At 63.9% G+C, this 17390-nt stretch carries 17 protein-coding genes; 5 read left to right on the top strand and 12 right to left on the bottom strand.

All coding sequences use genetic code 11. From position 1 onward, the window contains the following. The first annotated feature begins 158 nt into the window (after positions 1-158). Positions 159-908: a hypothetical protein gene (locus GHT07_RS08265; RefSeq protein WP_153584588.1), complete on the top strand. Its 750-nt coding sequence runs from the start codon at positions 159-161 to the stop codon at positions 906-908. Positions 909-956: 48 nt separating this feature from the next. Here GHT07_RS08265 and GHT07_RS08260 read toward each other — a convergent pair whose 3' ends face one another. From GHT07_RS08260 to GHT07_RS08235, 6 genes are all read right to left on the bottom strand, one after another. After that, positions 957-2102 carry an acyltransferase family protein gene (locus tag GHT07_RS08260; RefSeq protein WP_153584587.1) on the bottom strand — a complete coding sequence of 382 codons (1146 nt, stop codon included), beginning with the start codon at positions 2100-2102 and terminating at the stop codon, positions 957-959. A gap of 11 nt (positions 2103-2113) precedes the next feature. Next, complete coding sequence (locus tag GHT07_RS08255) at positions 2114-2983, bottom strand: sterol desaturase family protein (RefSeq protein ID WP_153584586.1); 870 nt, start codon at positions 2981-2983, stop codon at positions 2114-2116. A 383-nt stretch (positions 2984-3366) separates the two neighbouring features. Further along, positions 3367-3984, bottom strand: a complete 618-nt coding sequence (locus tag GHT07_RS08250; RefSeq protein ID WP_153584585.1) for a type IV toxin-antitoxin system AbiEi family antitoxin domain-containing protein — start codon at positions 3982-3984, stop codon at positions 3367-3369. An 88-nt stretch (positions 3985-4072) separates the two neighbouring features. Beyond that, complete coding sequence (locus tag GHT07_RS08245) at positions 4073-4921, bottom strand: fumarylacetoacetate hydrolase family protein (RefSeq protein ID WP_153584584.1); 849 nt, start codon at positions 4919-4921, stop codon at positions 4073-4075. Between the two features lie 36 nt (positions 4922-4957). Continuing rightward, positions 4958-5704, bottom strand: coding sequence for an SDR family NAD(P)-dependent oxidoreductase (locus tag GHT07_RS08240; RefSeq protein ID WP_153584583.1), 747 nt, complete (start codon positions 5702-5704; stop codon positions 4958-4960). Continuing rightward, complete coding sequence (locus tag GHT07_RS08235; protein WP_323740840.1) at positions 5701-6459, bottom strand: SDR family oxidoreductase; 759 nt, start codon at positions 6457-6459, stop codon at positions 5701-5703. Before GHT07_RS08235 ends, GHT07_RS08240 begins: the two co-directional genes overlap by 4 nt. A gap of 99 nt (positions 6460-6558) precedes the next feature. Here GHT07_RS08235 and GHT07_RS08230 point away from each other — a divergent pair, with 99 nt between their 5' ends. From GHT07_RS08230 to GHT07_RS08220, 3 genes are read left to right on the top strand one after another with little or no spacing between them, the layout of a single operon-like run. Further along, positions 6559-7272, top strand: a complete 714-nt coding sequence (locus tag GHT07_RS08230) for a FadR/GntR family transcriptional regulator (RefSeq protein WP_153584582.1) — start codon at positions 6559-6561, stop codon at positions 7270-7272. Between the two features lie 10 nt (positions 7273-7282). Then, a complete protein-coding gene (locus GHT07_RS08225; RefSeq protein WP_153584581.1) occupies positions 7283-8797 on the top strand; it encodes a UxaA family hydrolase in 1515 nt (504 codons plus the stop codon). A 10-nt stretch (positions 8798-8807) separates the two neighbouring features. Next, complete coding sequence (locus tag GHT07_RS08220) at positions 8808-9869, top strand: malate/lactate/ureidoglycolate dehydrogenase (protein ID WP_153584580.1); 1062 nt, start codon at positions 8808-8810, stop codon at positions 9867-9869. 8 nt (positions 9870-9877) lie between these two features. Here the strand turns inward: GHT07_RS08220 and GHT07_RS08215 are convergent, their stop codons facing one another. From GHT07_RS08215 to GHT07_RS08190, 6 genes are all read right to left on the bottom strand, one after another. Continuing rightward, positions 9878-10753, bottom strand: coding sequence for a class I SAM-dependent methyltransferase (locus GHT07_RS08215; RefSeq protein WP_194792881.1), 876 nt, complete (start codon positions 10751-10753; stop codon positions 9878-9880). Between the two features lie 81 nt (positions 10754-10834). After that, positions 10835-11521, bottom strand: coding sequence for a ligase-associated DNA damage response endonuclease PdeM (gene pdeM, locus GHT07_RS08210; RefSeq protein ID WP_153584578.1), 687 nt, complete (start codon positions 11519-11521; stop codon positions 10835-10837). Positions 11522-11538: 17 nt separating this feature from the next. Beyond that, positions 11539-12186 (bottom strand): nucleoid occlusion factor SlmA, encoded by a 648-nt coding sequence (gene slmA / locus GHT07_RS08205; RefSeq protein ID WP_153584577.1) that lies wholly within the window; start codon positions 12184-12186, stop codon positions 11539-11541. Positions 12187-12265: 79 nt separating this feature from the next. Further along, the gene (locus GHT07_RS08200; protein ID WP_323740843.1) at positions 12266-13642 is read right to left on the bottom strand and encodes a sensor histidine kinase; all 1377 of its coding nucleotides are present in this window, start codon (positions 13640-13642) and stop codon (positions 12266-12268) included. A gap of 11 nt (positions 13643-13653) precedes the next feature. Continuing rightward, positions 13654-14355 (bottom strand): response regulator, encoded by a 702-nt coding sequence (locus GHT07_RS08195; protein WP_153584576.1) that lies wholly within the window; start codon positions 14353-14355, stop codon positions 13654-13656. Between the two features lie 37 nt (positions 14356-14392). Beyond that, on the bottom strand, positions 14393-16861 hold the full coding sequence (locus GHT07_RS08190) for a hypothetical protein (protein WP_153584575.1): 2469 nt from the start codon (positions 16859-16861) through the stop codon (positions 14393-14395). A 112-nt stretch (positions 16862-16973) separates the two neighbouring features. On the opposite strand from GHT07_RS08190, the gene GHT07_RS08185 reads away from it, so the two are divergent. Next, positions 16974-17384, top strand: a complete 411-nt coding sequence (locus tag GHT07_RS08185; protein ID WP_153584574.1) for a GtrA family protein — start codon at positions 16974-16976, stop codon at positions 17382-17384. Positions 17385-17390 lie beyond the last annotated feature (6 nt).

The following is a 17390-nucleotide window of genomic DNA, read 5'->3' as shown; positions in this document are numbered from 1 at the left end:
GCTTCTGCCTGCCGCAGAAAACCGATGATCTGTTCCTCTGTGAATCTGCTCTTTTTCATGTCCGCCATTCTCCGGGTTGACGGACTTCGCCAAGTTCAGGTTGGCACGGCAGGGCGGGGGCAGGTCAAACTAGCCCACGAAAAGTCCAAGTACCGCCTATGAGCTTCAAAAGATCCACCTCTCTGGTCTCACTGGCTCTGCTCGCGGCGCTATGCCCGATTGCGCCGATGACCGCATCCGCTGGTCAGGTTGCAAACATGATTCGCAGCGCGGAACGTGAGCCCGGGCCTAACCTTTCCAGTCGTGGCTCAAAAAATTGCTCAGCCGCAGCAACCGCAGCGGCGGGTTCCTCAGTGAGTCTCGAAAGAGCACAATCAATTGAGCACCTGATCAAGCAGGTCGAGGATGGGTTGTCCAAGGGGCTGACTTGCATCGAACCTGAGGAACTGCAGGCCAAGTGGGGGATTCCGGTGTGGGGTTTGTGGCGGACCGAAAGGAAGATGCCACAGACTTCCTACTTTTCGCCAACGCCCCCGAAGATTGAGGAAATCGCAGCACGGGTCGCTGCGAATCCGATGGAGCGATTCCTCGTCGAATGGAGGAGATCGCCTGCTCTGTCGTCGCAACGCCAGCCCGGCTTTGCCCTCATCATTACTCGCTTGTCGGCCGAGCCAGCAGTGGTCGGATCGGGCGACCTTATCTCGCTGGAGCGATTGAAAGCAATCTACGGCGAACCAACCAGCTTCTTAACCACATATCCGCACGTCACCTGCAATAGCCCGTGTCCACCGTCCGGTCCGTATCCTTACTTTGAGGGGGTCTGGAAGAAGTCGAATCCAACGCGCCAGATCCGCATACAAACGACGCGCGACAGCAGCGTCAGTGTCGTCATTTTGCTTGTCGAGTAGTCGCGAGGCCAATGACGCTGGCGAGAGAATCCTGCGAGATCGACGCGCCTATGTCGTTGGCACACGGGCACTGGGTGAATTGAACAGCGCATGAAGCTGCTTTCGCGCCGGTGTTTCATACCACCGCACGACGAGCCAGCCCACCACGATCACTGCCGCCGCCGTGCCAATGATCAGCAGCGGTACAGGCAACAGGTAACGCGACTGCAACAGGTAAGCCAGCTCCAGCATCGGCCAGTGCAACGCGTAGATCGCATAGCTGAGCAAACCGAGCGCCACGCTTGCCGACTCGATTCGAGGCGACGTTTTGGGCAAGGACGCGAGCAGCGCGATCGACACGGCGTTGGCGGGCACCACGAGCCAATACAGGCCCAGTGGCTGCAGCTGCGGCAGTGAGCCCAGCAAGAGCGAGAAATTCAGCACGCCAAGGCACGATGCAACGCCCACCCAGATCACTCGCCTGGACGGCCGCCACACATTGCGCTGCCGCGCCAGCGCGAGAGAAATGCCGATCATGAACTCAGGCAGGCGCGCCAGCGGATTCGTGTAGAGCGACGCATGCACCAGCGACCAGTCAGCCGCTTCGCCGAGCTGGCCGTTCGTCACGACAAGAATGATTGCGCCTTCGAGCAGCCACAGCAGGGCCGCCGTCACCCACAACATCGCCGGCGATGTGATGCGACGCAGGGTGATCACCAGCAAGGGCAGCAGCGCATAAAAAAACACCTCGCAGTAAATCGACCACAGCGGGCTGTTCACCAGGTAGCGCGCGGTGGTATGCGCATCGAACGGCGAGATGAAGGCAAGTGTCTTCGCGAACACCGCGAGCAGGTAGCCATTGCCCAGGTTCTCAGGCAGGTCGAAACTGCTGAAGCCAGGGATGCCGAGCGCTGCGAGACCTTGCCTTGTCATTGACGGATTGCCGATCCACAAGACGACAACACCAAACACACAGGCGAGCAGGTAAAGCGGGTAGATGCGAACAAACCGTCGCAGGTAAAACTGGCGCAGTGTGGGCGCGCGCAGTTCGACGTCGTGATAAATCGTGGCGAGGATGAAACCGCTGAGCACGAAGAACCAGGACAGGCCCGCAGGCGCCACGCTCACCCAGAGCGGGCCACCGAAGTAGAGGCTGAGGTGCCCCGCCAGCACGAAGCACGCGGCGACCAGGCGCCCTGAGTCAAGCGCCCACATGCAGCGTCATTTCACGAATTGCGGGCTTGCGCCGGTGGCTCGGCCTCGTGGCCAGCGCCTGCTGCGGCGTGGGGCGCCGCAAGCACAGGCGCCGTGGACTTGCCCGCGAGCTTTCGGCCGAGCACCCAGAAAGGCATCAGCTGTTGCTGCACGTAGTTCGTGGGGAACTGCGGATCGCCGAAGTCTTGCGCGATCTTGTCCTTGGGGTAGTAGGCCGTGCCGAAGAGGTAGTCCATGAACGTGAAGTCGCGCGAGAAATTCATGTCGTGCGCTTCAGGTGCGTTCGAGTGGTGCCACGCATGGAACTTCGGGCTGCCGATGAAGTAAGCGACGAAGTGCGGCGTGCGGATGTTGCTGTGGCCGAAGCGGTCGACGAACCCCTGGAACAGCGACAGCGCAATCACCGCTTCCGCACGCGCACCAAGGAACGTCGCGGCGATGAAGTACGGCGCGCCGAAGAAGATCACGTCGAGCAGGTGAAAGCGCGTCGTCATCAGCGAGTAATAGGTCGTTGAGCTGTGATGCACGCGGTGGAATTCCCACAGCCACGGCACGGTGTGCATCAGCCGGTGCGTGAAATAGAACACCGCTTCATTGATGATCGCCAGCACGACGAAGTTCAGCCACAGCGGCTGGCCTTGCAGCCAGCCAGTGCCGGGCAACTTCATCGCATAGGGCACGGCGAGCGCCACGAGGCCACCGACAAAGAACGCACGAATCCACGGCTCGAACATGTGGAACAAGTCGGAGATCCACCCGCGGCTGAGATACGGAATCTTGCGCGTGGGAAGCAGCCGCTCCAGCAGGAACACCAGCGCAATCCACCCGTACGTGTTCAACAGGTCGAGGTAGCGGATGAGTTCTTGCTGGGGGATGTTCACGCGGGGATTCAGGCGTTGGTGTTGTGGCGGAAAGGGCTGTACGAGGGCAGATGCGCTCGAAAGTTCATTATAGGAAGGCGGGCTTTTCCCTTGCCGTCCTAGGTTGGCTCAAAGATACCGGCACTCAACAGCTTCTCTCGCACAAGATTCACCACTTCGGTAAGTGGCGGCGCCACCAGGCGGGACTTCTTGAGAAAGGCCGTCCATTGGCTCTGCTTGAGGTTGTCTTGTGAAAACTCATCTGTCAGACCAGTCGGCACTGCTGTCGGAAGGTCCAGTTTGCGACGCTCGAATGTCGCCTTGATTGCCTCCTGCAATTGAGCCGGATCAGCACCTTCCTCGCCGATTCTTCAGGCGAGCCCTGATAGACGCTGCAGACTTGCTCACGCCGTGAGCCCCTCCAGATAAGGTCGCATGACGTTCGTCACTCGATCGACGGCCGCGTACCGCCATAGCTCGTCCATCTTGAATTTGCGCTCGGCCCATCCTTCGCGCAGCGCCTCGATCGCTACGTCGTTGCCGATCTTGTTGCGGTACTTGAAAGCGTCGGCGATGGTCTTGGGCACGTTGAAGACTTTGACCTGGACGCCTTCAATCATGCGTTCCTCCACTCCTTGGCTGAGGGCTGAACTTGACATGCGAACGGTGCGAATCGCGGGCTGCTCGAAACGGGGCGCCGGGTGATTGTTCGGTATGGCCAGCCACACCTCAAACGGCGATTGCGTGCCAATGTCGTGCATCCGCAGTGCGGACAGCAGGCAAATCACACCTTGAGGTACCCGTAGCGCGACTTCGGCAATTGATCGATGTTCGCTGATGGAACTGCCAGGCAGGCTGTAGACGCCCCGGCCTACGCGTTCGAGTTTGCCGGTCGCGACGAGCCTGCCAAGCACGGCTGTCGGTATCGAGCGCTCCTGCACGTCACGCGCACGCAGAAGCGGTCGCTTCTTTGCGAGCGAGAGGACAAGTTGTTCGTGGGTACGCGTAGAGGCGGTGGCCATGGTCGAGTTTGTTGCATTTTTTATGCTTTTGTCAATAAAGACATAAAAATAGCAACAAACTCAGTTCCGCATCCGGATAGCCTTCAGATCAAGCCTTGAACGGCACCACTACCTGCCGCTGCTCGCCCAGCCCCTGAATCCCCAGCGTCATCACATCGCCCTTCTTGAGGTACATCGGCGGCTTCATGCCCAGGCCCACGCCGGGTGGTGTGCCGGTGGTGATGATGTCGCCCGGCTCCAGCGTCATGAACTGGCTCACGTAGTTCACGATGGCCGCCACGCCGAAGATCATCGTGCGCGTGTTGCCCGTTTGCGTGCGCTTGCCGTTGAGGTCCAGCCACATGTCCAGGCGCTGCACGTTGTCGATCTCGTCGGGCGTGACGAGCCAGGGGCCGATGGGGCCGAAGGTGTCGCAGCCCTTGCCCTTGTCCCATTGCGGGCCGCGCTCCAGCTGGAACTCGCGCTCGCTCACATCGTTGATCACGCAGTAACCGGCCACATGGGCCAGCGCATCTTTCTTCGACACATAGCGTGCGCGCGTGCCGATCACCACGCCCAACTCGACTTCCCAGTCGGTCTTGGTCGAGCCCTTGGGCAGCATCACGTTGTCGTTCGGGCCCTGAATGCAACTCGTTGCCTTCATGAAGACGACGGGCTCTTTCGGGATCGGCGCTCCGGACTCGGCTGCATGGTCCGCGTAGTTCAGGCCGATGGCGATGAACTTCGGCACATGCGACACCGGGCAGCCGTAGCGCGGCGTGCCACGCACGAGCGGCAGCTTGGCCGGGTTGACCTTGCGCAGCTTCGCCATGCCTGCAGCGCCCAGCTGTGCGGGGCCGATGTCGGGCACGACGCCGGACAGGTCGCGGATCTTGCCGTCGGCATCGATGAGGCCGGGCTTTTCCTTGCCCGGGTTGCCGTAACGAACCAGTTTCATTTGTTTTCCTCTTTGGTGTGATATTGGGTAAGTGGATCAGTACGTGGAGCGCCCGCCCGACAGGTCGAACACCGCGCCCGTGGAGAACGAGCAATCTTCGGTGCACAACCAGCCGACCATGGCGGCGACTTCTTCGGGCGTGCCAAATCGGCCCATCGGAATTTTGGAGAGCATGAAGTTGATGTGCTGCTCGGTCATCTGGTCGAAGATCGCTGTCTTCACTGCCGCCGGCGTCACGCAGTTCACACGCACGCCCGTGTCGGCAAGTTCTTTGCCAAGCGACTTGGTCAGCGCCATCACGGCGGCCTTGCTCGCGCTGTAGGCGCTGGCGTTCGGGTTGCCGTCTTTGCCGGCGACAGAGGCGATGTTCACGATGCGGCCGTAGTTGGCGTCCCGCATCACCGGCACGACTTCGCGGCAGCAATAGAACAGGCCATTGAGGTTCACTTCCATCACCTGTTGCCAGTCTTTCACCGGGTAGTCCCACACCTTAGTGTTGGGGCCGGTAATGCCGGCGCTGTTCACGAGTGCGTCGATGCGCGCGCTGATCTGAAGTGTCGCTTTGACAGCAGCCTGAACGGATGCGTGGCTCGCGACATCGACAGCAACGACGCCTGCCTTCGCGCCCAGTTCCGAAGCGGCCTTGTTGGCCGCCTTCTCGTCACGGTCCCAGAGCGTGACGCTTCCGCCTGACGCGATCAGCCGCTGCGCGATGGCATAGCCCAGGCCCGTCGCGCCGCCCGTGATCACCGCGTGGCGGCCTTTGAAATCAAGTTGGTTCATATCGTGATGCCGCCATCGGCTGCGTAGGCTTGTCCGGTGACAAACACCGATTCGTCGCTCGCGAGGAAGACAACCAGCGGCGCGATTTCATGCGCCTGCGCAAGCCGCCCCATCGGCTGCCGCGCGATGAATGCCTTGCGCGCTGCGACTGGATCTTCGTTCGCGTTGATGCGGTCTTGCAGCGAAGGCGTATCGACAGTGCCGGGGCAGATCGCGTTGCAGCGGATGCCGTTCGCCACGTAGTCGGCGGCCACACTCTTTGTGAGCCCGATCACCGCCGCCTTGGACGTGCCGTAGATAAAGCGATTGGGCAACCCCTTGATGCTGGAGCACACGCTGGCCATGTTGATGATGCTGCCGTGGCCCGCCGCCAGCATGCGGGGCAGTGCGGCCTGAATCGTCCAGAACTGTGCGCGCACATTCAGGTTCATCGCAAACTCGAGGTCAGCGTCTGTTGCCTGCAGCACCGTGCCGCCATGCACGAAGCCCGCGCAGTTGAACAGCACGTCAATCGCCGGCATCTGCGCGACGACGGCTGCAATGGCTGCTTTGTCGAGCACGTCGAGCCGCACTGCGTGAATGCCGCGCTCGCCCTCGTAGGCCTTGAGCAGGTCTTCATTGACATCGGTGGCCCAGACGGTCGCACCTGCTGCAGCCATGGCGAGCACGCTGGCGCGGCCTATGCCCTGGCCCGCGGCGGTCACAAGAACGGTTTTGCCCGCGAGGCGCGTGCTGGGTGTGGCGTCAGGGTTCACGATGATTGGTTAAGTGGTCAGGCCAATTAGGATGCATGGTGCCGTTGCAAAACGCATCCGGCTAAACCCGCCTTCTGCGCGCCTTTCACCACACACGCCATGCCGATCAAGACCGTCGAACCGCAGCGCCTTTACCGGCAGATCGCCGGGCAGCTGCGCGCGCTGATGACGTCGGGCGAATTCAAGCCGGGTGCACGCCTGCCTGCGGAGCGTGACCTGGCCAAGCAGCTCGGTGTGAGCCGGCCTTCCGTGCGTGAGGCACTCATTGCGCTCGAAGTGGAAGGCTGGGTGGAAGTGCGCACGGGCTCGGGCGTGTATGTGCTGGACCGCGCGGCGCGGTCGCGCTCGCGCGTCAAAGTGCCCGAGGCCGAATGGGGGCCGCTGGAGCTGATCCGGGCCCGCCGCGTGGTCGAAGGCGAGATCGCCGCCCTGGCTGCCACGCAAGCCAAGCGAAAGGACATGGACGCGATCGCCGCTGCGATACAGCTGATGGAAGACGACTCGCAACGCGGCGTGGCCCCACTGGCTGGCGACAGGGCGTTTCACACCGCCATCGCTCAGGCCTGCGGCAATGTGGTGCTGCTCGAAACCGTGCAGACGTTCTGGGGCGCGCGCCGCGGCCCGCTGTTCGAGCGGCTGGGCGACCACTTCGAGTCGGTGCCGTCGTGGCGCAAGGCCATCGGTGAGCATCAACAGGTGCTCACCGCCATTCGCGATCACGACCCCGAGGCGGCACGCGCCGCGATGCAACAACACATGGACAAATCACACGCGCGCTTTTCTGCAAGCTGGCGCCGCGCCAACCAATCATGACGCCCCTCTCATGACACCATTCATCCGACTCCACCCCGCCGACGACGTGCTCATCGCACGCAGGCAGCTCGTAGGCGGCACGACCGTCGAAGACATCATCGTCAAAGGACTCATCCCCGCCGGCCACAAGATCGCCACACGCGCCATTGCCGCTGGCGAGCCCGTGCGGCGCTACAACCAGATCATCGGCTTTGCGAGCAAACCTATCGCGCCCGGCGAACACGTTCACACGCATAACCTGGAGATGGGCAATTTCGAGCGTGACTACGCTTTTGGCGCGGATGTGAAGGCCGCACCAGCGAAGCGCGAAGCGACGTTCATGGGCATCAAGCGCGCGGACGGCCGTGTGGCCACGCGCAACTACATCGGCATCCTGTCGAGCGTGAACTGTTCGGCGACGGCGGCGCGCGCGATTGCCGATTACTTCTCGCGGCAGAACCATCCCGAAGCGCTCGCGGAATTCCCGAATGTCGATGGTGTGGTGGCGCTCACGCACGGCACCGGCTGCGGCATGGACACCGAAGGGCTCGGCATGCAGATCCTGGAGCGCACGCTGGCAGGCTACGCAACGCATGCGAACTTCTGGGGCGTGCTGGTGGTGGGGTTGGGGTGCGAGTCAAACCAGATCAATGCGTGGCTCGCGCATTCGAGCTTGCGTGAAGGCGAGACGCTCAAGGTCTTCAACATCCAGGACACCGGCGGTACACGCAAGACCGTGGAGAAAGGCATCGCGCTCATCAAGGCGATGCTGCCGCAGGCGAACGACGTGAAGCGCGAGCCATGCAGCGCTTCGCACATCACCATTGGTTTGCAATGCGGTGGCTCGGATGGCTACTCGGGCATCAGTGCGAACCCGGCGCTTGGTGCAGCTGTCGATCTGCTGGTGGCGCATGGTGGCACGGCGATTCTTTCTGAAACGCCGGAAATTTACGGCGCGGAACACCTGTTGACGCGGCGCGCGGTGAATCGCGAAGTCGGCGACAAGCTCATCGCGCGCATCAAATGGTGGGAGCACTACACCGAGGTGAACGAGGGCGAGATGAACAACAACCCATCGCCAGGAAACAAGGCGGGCGGGCTCACGACCATCCTCGAAAAATCGCTGGGCGCGGTGGCCAAAGGCGGCACGACCAATCTGCAAGCGGTGTACGAATACGCAGAGCCTGTGACGGCGCATGGCTTCGTTTACATGGACACGCCCGGCTACGACCCCGTGAGTGCGACGGGCCAGGTTGCGGGCGGCGCGAACGTGATCTGCTTCACCACGGGCCGCGGCTCTGCCTACGGCTGCGCGCCCTCGCCTTCGCTCAAGCTCGCGACCAATTCGGCGCTGTGGCAGCGGCAGGAAGAGGACATGGACATCAACTGCGGCGAAGTGATCGACGGGCAGGCCACCGTGCAGGAGATGGGCCAACGCATTTTTGAGATGGTGCTGGCAGCGGCCTCAGGCGCGCGCACCAAGAGCGAGCTGCATGGCTACGGCCAGAACGAATTCGTGCCGTGGCAAGTCGGTGCAACGATGTAAGGGAAATCGAATGACGAAGATTTTTCAGGCGAGCGACTTGCGTGAGAGCACCAGCGCCGTCTTGCGCGGCGCAGGAAGCAGCGAAGCTGAAGCGAAGCGTGTGAGCGACAACCTCGTGTACGCCAACCTCAGCGGGCACGACTCGCACGGCATCGGCATGCTGCCGCGCTATGTCGATGCTGTGCTGGAAGGCGGGCTGAAACCCAACGCGAGCGCGAAGGTGCTGCTCGACGTGGGCAGCATGCTCACCATCGACGCCCAGCGCGGCTACGGCCAGGTCGTGGGCGAGGAAGCGATGGAGCTGGGCATTGCACGCGCCCAGCAAACGGGCAGTTGCATCATGGCGCTGTCGCAGGCGCATCACCTCGGGCGCATCGGGCACTTCGCGGAGATGGCGGTCTCGCGCGGGCTGGTGGCCATGCACTTCGTCAACGTGCTGTCGCGCCCGGTCGTCGCGCCGTATGGGGGTGCGGACGGACGCTACGGAACCAACCCCTGCTGCATCGGCATCCCGATGCAAGGCCGCGATCCGTTCGTGCTCGACTTCGCAACCAGCCGCGTTGCACAGGGAAAGATGCGCGTCGCGCACAACGAGGGCCGCCGCGTGGAAGAGGGCTACCTGATCGACGAATTCGGCAACCCGACCACGGACCCGGGCGTGGTCGTCGTGCCGCAATCGAACGGCCTGTTCGGCGCGCTGATGGCGTTCGGTGAACACAAGGGCTACGGCATGGCCGTGGCTTGCGAGCTGCTCGGCGGTGCACTCACGGGCAGCGGCACCTGGCACCGCACGGCGGATGCGAAGCGTTCGGTCATCAACGGCATGCTCGTCGTGCTGATCGACCCGGCGAAGCTGGGCACGCAGCAGGCATTCGAGCAGGAAGCCGCTGCGTTCGTGGACTGGCTGCGTCAAAGCCCGCCCGCGCCAGGCTCCGACAAAGTGCGCATCGCCGGCGAGCCGGAGCGCGAGGCACGTGCCAGCCGCGAGCGTGATGGCATCGCGGTGGACGACTCAACGTGGGGCGAAATTGTGGAGGCCGGCCGCAAGGTGGGCGTGACTGTCGCGGCGTGAAGCAGCGCTCAGTCGGCCTGCTTCGCAAGCACCCACACGGTGATGTCGGAGGGCAACAGCTTCATGAACGGCAACAGCGCCAGGATGCCGGCAGTCATGACGGCAGAACGCAGCTTTGACACATTGCCCGCGTAGTTGATCCGGTCGTAGAGGCCCTTGGCCACGATGGATGGCAGTGCACGCTCGGCCACCACCTTGAAGCCAGACGCCGCGGCAATCCGGTGCATCGACTTCGTGTTGAAGTAATACAGGTGCGGCGACGGCATGCCGACCTGCCACATGCGCTCGAATGAAGCTTGTCGGCCGGCCCGGGTGAACACCCGCGACAGGCGGTAAAAGAATCCGCGGCTGTCGGGCGCATTGACCACCACGACGCCATCGGCCGGCAGGCGCGCCGCGCACTCTTTCAGGATGTTCGTCACGCCGGGGATGTGTTCGAGCACGTCGTTGAACACGATGACGTCGAACTGCTCCTGCGCCTGCAGCGCTTGCGGAAAGTAGCCATTGCGCACGGGAAGATGGCGTGCCAGCGCACGCTTGGCAATTGCGGCGTCCGGCTCCAGCCCCAGGACGTCGTAGTGCGCTGCGGCCTGCTCAAGAAACCATCCGTGCGCGCAACCGACATCGAGCAAGCGGGGCTTTGCACCGGCCTGCGCGGGCCTGGCCGTGCGGCCCCTGAGCCAATCGAGCAAGACGCCGAAGTTGTGAACGCGGATCGGCTTGAGCGCCTTTTCACGCTCCGCTTCATCGATGGATTCGATCTCGTTGATCTGCGGCTGCAGCGTGGAGTGCTCGAGGCCGCAAGTGCCACACACAAAGTGCCACGTCTCGAGCCCGGCTGTCAGGGCGCCGTTGCAGGCGTCGCACCGATCCACATTTTTCACGTCACGACCGCCATTGATGACCTCAGATTCTTCGCGCTTGTCCAAAACGGACCACGGATGATAGCCAGTCCACGCATCAGGTCAGCCCAGCGGCAAGGCAGGAATCGCACGCACGACATCACCCGCCACCGGAAATATCCGGTCGCCCGCGCGTGGCTCGATACGGTGCATGCCCGTGAAGCTGCCGAAAGCGGGCAACACGCCAACAGCATGAGCCGGCAACGCACCGCTGTCGTCGCCGAACCAGAAGCACGCGAGCCGCAGCCGCTCGAACGCGCGGCCCGTCACGCTGATACAGGGGTGCCAATGGCCTGCCATGACATACGCGCCCGCCACGGGTTGCGGGTGGTGGCACAGGGCGAACGGCCCCAGCATCAGCGGCTCATCAACAACGTCGAAGGCGAGCGACGCCGGCGGGTCGCCAGCGCGGTCGTCGTGGTTGCCGCGCACCAGCGTCAGTGCGATGTCGCGGTGGCGCTCGCGCCATTGCGCAATGTTGTCGAGCGTGCCCGGTGCATGCGAGCGCTTTGCGTGCAGGAAGTCGCCCAGGAAAACAATGCGCCGTGCCTGCGTTGAATCAAGCAGGGACGAGAGCACATCGAGGTTCTCGCTCGTCGTGCCGCTGGGCACCGGCACGCCGAGTTTGCGAAAGCTCACCGCCTTGCCGAAATGCGCGTCAGCAATGAGCAGGCTCTGGTGGGCGGGAAGGTAAGCGGCGCCGCTGGGATGCAAATCGACATCGGCACCTGCGACAGTGATGCGCAGCAACTGGGAACCCGTTGGCGCTAGAGCATCCGGGCGAGCGACGCTTCCAGGTGTTCAGACGGTGCGCGGCGGAAACCCGAGCGTGCAAAACGCTGCAGCCGGCCCACCACAAAGGCCGTCAACAATGACGCCCGAACTTGCGCGTCCACGCTGGGCGTGGCCGAGCCTTCACCGTCGGCTGCGGTGCGCAGGCTCTGCTTGAGGGTCGACTCGATCTTGTCGAAGAACTGGTTCATGCGCTGCTGCAGGCGTTCGTTCTCGAACACCAGCGCGTCACCGACCATCACCCGCGTCATGCCCGGGTTCTTCTCGGCGAACTGCAGCAGCATCGCCACGGTCTTGGCGGCCTGGGCGTTGCCTGCGGCCTCGCGCTCGGCGATCTGGTTGACCAGGCTGAACACGCTTTGCTCGATGAATTCGATCAGGCCCTCGAACATCTGGGCCTTGCTGGCGAAATGGCGGTACAGGGCGGCTTCGCTCACGTCGAGCCTGGCAGCGAGCGCTGCCGTCGTGATGCGTTCGGCACCGGGTTGCTCGAGCATGGTGGCGAGTGCCTGCAGGATCTGAACGCGGCGCTCGCCCGGCTTGGGGCGCTTGCGCGCCGGCGTGGAGGCCTCGGGCTCAGCGGGAGCGTCTGGGCTGGGCGGTAACTGCTGGGCTTCGGCCATGGATTGAAAGTAAGTGTGTCCTGCAAATTCTCGCACAGGCCATCCTAGGGGTTTTCTCGGTGGGGGGCTGAGTAGGTGCTTACCCCGCGAGCAACAGCGTCACCTTGAGGCCGCGCCCGTGCGCACCCGAATCCAGCTCCAGCTGGCCCCCGTGCGCGCGTGCGATCTCATCGGCAATGGCAAGGCCCAGGCCGTTGCCTTCGCCCTGCGTCCCGCTCATCCGGTAAAAGCGTTGCGTGACCTGCGCGCGTTGATCCGGCGGCACGCCGGGGCCGTCATCTTCGACTTCCAGGAAGGGCCGGCCGTCGCGTTGCCCGCAACGGATCGTGACGGTGCCGCGAGGCGGCGTGTATTTCACCGCGTTGTCGACAAGGTTGGCGAGCAGCTCGCGCAGCAGCCATTCATGGCCCCAGGCCTGCACGGGCTCTGCGTCGAGCCCGAGGTCGATCTGCTTGGCCGCCGCCGCGTCGAGGTGGACTTCGAGCAGCGACGCGCAGAGCTCCTTGAGCTCGACGGGCCGCATTGGCTGGGCCGCGATGGCGTGTGCGTCGGCGCGCGACAACGCCAGCAACTGGCTTGCCAGCTGGGACGTGCGCCTTGTCGCGTTTTGCAGCTTGTGCACCTGCTGCGTCGGCAGCTCGATCGTCTGCCGCGGCGGCGTCTGTGAGTCAGCAGCCTGCGCCCATGCCTCGACCTGGGCTTGCAGGCTGGCCAGCGGCGTGCGCAACTGGTGCGCGGCGTCGCCAATGAAGCGCCGCTGGCTCTCGGCCTGCGCATTGACCAGGCCGAGCAGCCGGTTCAGCGACTCGACCAGCGGCCGCACCTCATCCGGTGACCCACGTGCGTCAAACGCCGTGAGGTCGCGTGGCGATCGCCGCTCCAGCGCGTCGCGCAGGTCCAGCAAGGGCTTGAGCGCGCGCTGCACGGTCCAGCGCACCGCAAACACTGCCAGCGCAGCCAGCACGAGGTTGGGCAGCAGCGCCTTCAGGACGATATTGCGCCCCCATTGCTGGCGCGGGTCGGATGCGTCCGCCAGGACAATGACGACGTTGCCAAGCACCGACGCCTGGCGCTGCCGGACAATTCGCCACGTGACGCCGTCGTGTTCCGCGTTTTCGAAGACGGCTTCGGTGGTGTCTGGCGCCTGCCCGACAAGCCATTCCTCGCCATGCACGAGCCTGCCCGACTCATCGATGATGGCAATGCTCGAGGTGGCGGGCGACTCCAGGAATCTGGCAATAGCCGGCGCCAGCAAGAACACCGGGGAGTCCGTCTGGCGGTTGCCTGGCGAGAGCAATGAGTCGGCCAGCAGCGGCACCAGCGCGGCGAGCCGCTGGTCCTGTTCGAGCGCCACACTGGCGGCGGCGCGGTAGTCAAGCCATGCGCTGAGCAGCGCGAGCGCCACCACCGGCGGAATCAGCATCATCAGCAGCCGCGTGCGCAGCCCGGACGTCACGCTTCGCAGATTCACTGGCCAGCTGCCTGCGCCAGTTCGAGTCGATAGCCGAATCCGCGAATGGACCGTAGCGTGACGCCATACGGCTCCAGTTTGCTGCGCAGCCGCGAGATATACACCTCGACGGCGTTGGGCGTTATTTCCTTGTCCCAGCCTGTGAGCGCCTGCAGCAGCTTGTCTTTGCTGGCGGGCTTGGGCGCGTTGATCAGGAGGTATTCGAGCACTGTCCATTCACGCGGGCCGACATCCAGCGGTGTCGAGTGTCCGTCGCGCCTGGCGCTGGCTTGCCGCTGGGCCGTGTCAAGTTCGATGGGGCCGAAGGACAACACGGCGGTTGTTGCGGCTTGCGACCGGCGCAGCAACGCGCGCAGCCGCGCCAGCAGTTCGGGCAGCTCGTAGGGCTTGATCATGTAGTCGTCGGCGCCAAGATCGAGCCCGCGCACGCGGTCTTGCAGGGCGTCGCGCGCCGTGAGGATCAGCAGGGGCAGATCGGGGCACTTCATCTCGGGCCGGCGCACGCGCCGGGTGAGCTCCAGGCCGTCCATGTCCGGCAAGCCGATATCGATGATGGCGGCGTCGAAGGTCTCATTGCGCAGGACCTCTTCTGCACGTTCGGCGCTGCCGACCCAATCGACAGCGTAGCCCGCGTCAGTCAAGCCCAGCTTGATGCCGCTTGCCAGCATCACGTCGTCTTCCACCAGAAGAAGGCGCATCGAGTGTCTCCAGTGCCCTTGTTGCTAGCCCTTGTTACTACGGCGTGCCCTTCAGGGAATTCATTCGTACGGTCAGCGGGCCGCCCGCCTGGCCCCACGCGTAGAGCATGCCATACACAGCTCCCGATGGCGCGGTCACCTCCTGCTCGTTCACGCTCCAGTTCGGGCCGCATACGTAGGTCTTGGCCGAGGTCGTGAGGATCTTTTGCGAGGCATCGACCCAGTTGATCTGCAGGCGGCCCGTGGTGTCTGGCGCATCGCAGCGCACCGACACGGAGTTGAGGTACTTGCGCCCGGGAACCACTGCGATCTTCTGGTACGCACCCGAGTTGGCGGAGAGTCTCAGGCCGGCGGAGTCGATCGTCGCGCCGGGTGTCAGGCCCCACGCCGCAGCGTTATGGAAGTCGGGGCTCACCGCCATCTCTTTCAGGTAGCGCAGGCCCGACTTCACACGCCGCAGCGACACGCCGCCGATGTTCGCCACCTCGTCGGTGACTTTGAGCAGGGCGGGCGCACTGTCCACCCGGACCTGCGAGTCGAACACGACGAACTCCACGCCGCGCCGGCCGATCAGCTCGAGCATCTTGTCTTCAGTAGTGGCAGCAAGGAACTCGGCAGCAAATTTGTGGTTGTACCACTGGGCATAGAGCGCATCCGAGCGCAGGCCCGCCGCGCCGAGATACGCGATCCACATCACGGGTGACGCAGGCGCGTTGAGGGCGTTGATCGACTGCGCCAGCAGGCGCTCGGGCCTGCGGCCTTCGAGCAGTTCCGTGCGTGCGGTCTGCGACAGCATGGCCCGCCAGGGAAGGTCGAGGTAGGCGGCGCCGCTGTGGAAGTACGCGATGTTGAGCGCCACCGCAGCAGTCGCCGCACCAGCCCACAGCGCGCCGCTCCAGGCGCGTTCCATCAGGTGCGTGAGGCCGACGCCCACCACGGCCATCAGCACGACAACGCAAGGAAAGATGTAGCGCAGGTACGCGGTCTGCTGGAACACCGTTGCGACACCACCGATGCCAACCACCAGCAAGACGCTACTGCGCCAGCGGGTGGCCTTCACGGCAACGGCCGCGATGGCGCAGGGCACCAGCAACAGCAGCCACTGGAAGCCCGAGGCGCCGGGCTTGGCCTCCAGGTAGCGCGCTGATTCGACCAGCATGCGATAGAGCGTGTCCCAGCGCAGGTAGCGCTCGAAGGGTGGCGGCTCGAAGTTCTCTGGCGGAAACAGCGGCGACTTGAAAACGCCGTTGAAAAACGGGAAGACGGGGTTGGCCGTGATCACCCATGCCGTCAGGTATGGAATGCCGCCGATGACGATGCCGATCAGCAGTGCCTTTGCGAGCGTGCCGTTGTGCGCGCGCCCGAACCAGGTGGAACGCCGCGCGAGCATCACGATTGCAAGCGCCGGCAGCAGGGAGAGCGTGACAGCTTTGGCAGCCAGGGCCAAGCCCAGCAACAGCCCGGCTGCAGGCAACAGCCCCCGGGCATCCGGATCATCGTCACCGGGCTTGCTGTCGAGCAACTTGAGCACGGCGAACGTGCCAGCGACCATGAACGCCGACCAGCCGGCTTCGATGAACAGCGTGTGGCTTTCAGTGAACGTCAGCGGCGTGACCAGGAAGAGCAAGACGGCCCAACGGGCGCCGCCGGACGAGCCGCCCGCCCACAGCACCAGGTCGCGCACCATGCGCGCCAGCACGAGCACGAAGGTGACGTTGACCAGGCGCGCCGCCACCTCGCCACCGAGCATGTCGACGATGGCGTAGATCCAGTCGACCAGCGCGGGCATCACGGCCCACACATAAGTGTCGACGTCGAAGTTCCACATGTGGCCGGTTCGCATCCGCTCGGCGATGAACAGGTGTACCGCGAGCGCGTCAGAGCCGATCTCCGGTGCGAAGGCAACCGCGTAGTGGACCAGTGCTGCCGTGACGATCGCGGCTTCAAGCACGCGCTGGGCCACCGTAGCGCGCGGACCACCACCGCGAAGGAAGTCGCGCGCTGCGTGGAACCAGCCCACGCAGCGCCTGCGGTCAAGAACGAGTGTGAGGGCAAGGGCCAGGCCATACACACCGGGGTAGTTCACCGGCCAGTGCGCAAGCAGGCCCGAAGCCGTACCCAGCGAGCCCGCACCCGTGACGAATGCAAATACAAATCCCTGCGCAAGCTGCGGTGCGCCGAGCGCGCGAAGCAGGTAGCCACCCACCACCACGGACGCGGCGACGAACAACAGCACAGCCAGCACCGCGCCTGCCTGGCCAGCCGCAACGGCGAACACGGCGGCCAGCGCAGCGGCTACCACGGCAGGACGCAAACCGGTTGCCACTATCGCGAACAGCGACACCGCCATGACAGCGGCCCACACGTACAAAGGATTCGCGGGGCCAGTGACGGGCCAGCCGATCTGCGGCAGGCCCCGCACCGTGAGGACCACGGCTGCCAGCAGCAGCGCAAGCGCGCCCCACCTCACGTAACGCCACGCTTCGTGCACGGTGTTCAACGGCACCGCCCGCTATGATCGGCGCAGATTCGCAGGCAGGCGGCAACTCGGTCTCGTGCAGGAAACATATGGTGAAGTGTTCAGTTTGCGGTGGCGCAATTATCAGTGGTCGTCGGGCGTGAAACAGGCGGCGCTGAAGTTCGCCTTCTACCTCGGCGTGCAGCTGGCTGGCTATGCGATCGACATGGGCAGCTTCCTCATCCTGCTGCATGCGTTTGACATCACGCCGCTGCCGGCCAACATCGTCGGCAAAGTCATCGCAGGCACGTTCGCATTTCTCGTTCATCGCAAATACACGTTCCCGGTGGCCACTGAAGGCGATGCGCGCAGGCAGGCCGTGCTGTATGCGGCGCTCGTTGCGTTCAACATCCCGCTGTCGTCGGCGCTGCTGGCCGGCATGCTGCAGCTGATCGAGTTCGTCCCGCTTGCCAAATTCGTCGCTGACATCAGCTGCATCGGCCTGACTTACTGGCTGAGCAAGCGGTTCGTGTTCAGTGCCGCAAGGCGCAAGAGCCGTCCCCTAGAATGACCCGCG

Origin of the sequence: Caenimonas koreensis DSM 17982 (assembly GCF_009646335.1) — a bacterium.
GTDB classification, from domain to species: Bacteria; Pseudomonadota; Gammaproteobacteria; order Burkholderiales; family Burkholderiaceae_C; genus Ramlibacter; species Ramlibacter koreensis.
The sequence above is the reverse complement of the archived record's forward strand: the minus strand, read 5'-3'. Positions and strand labels throughout refer to the sequence as shown.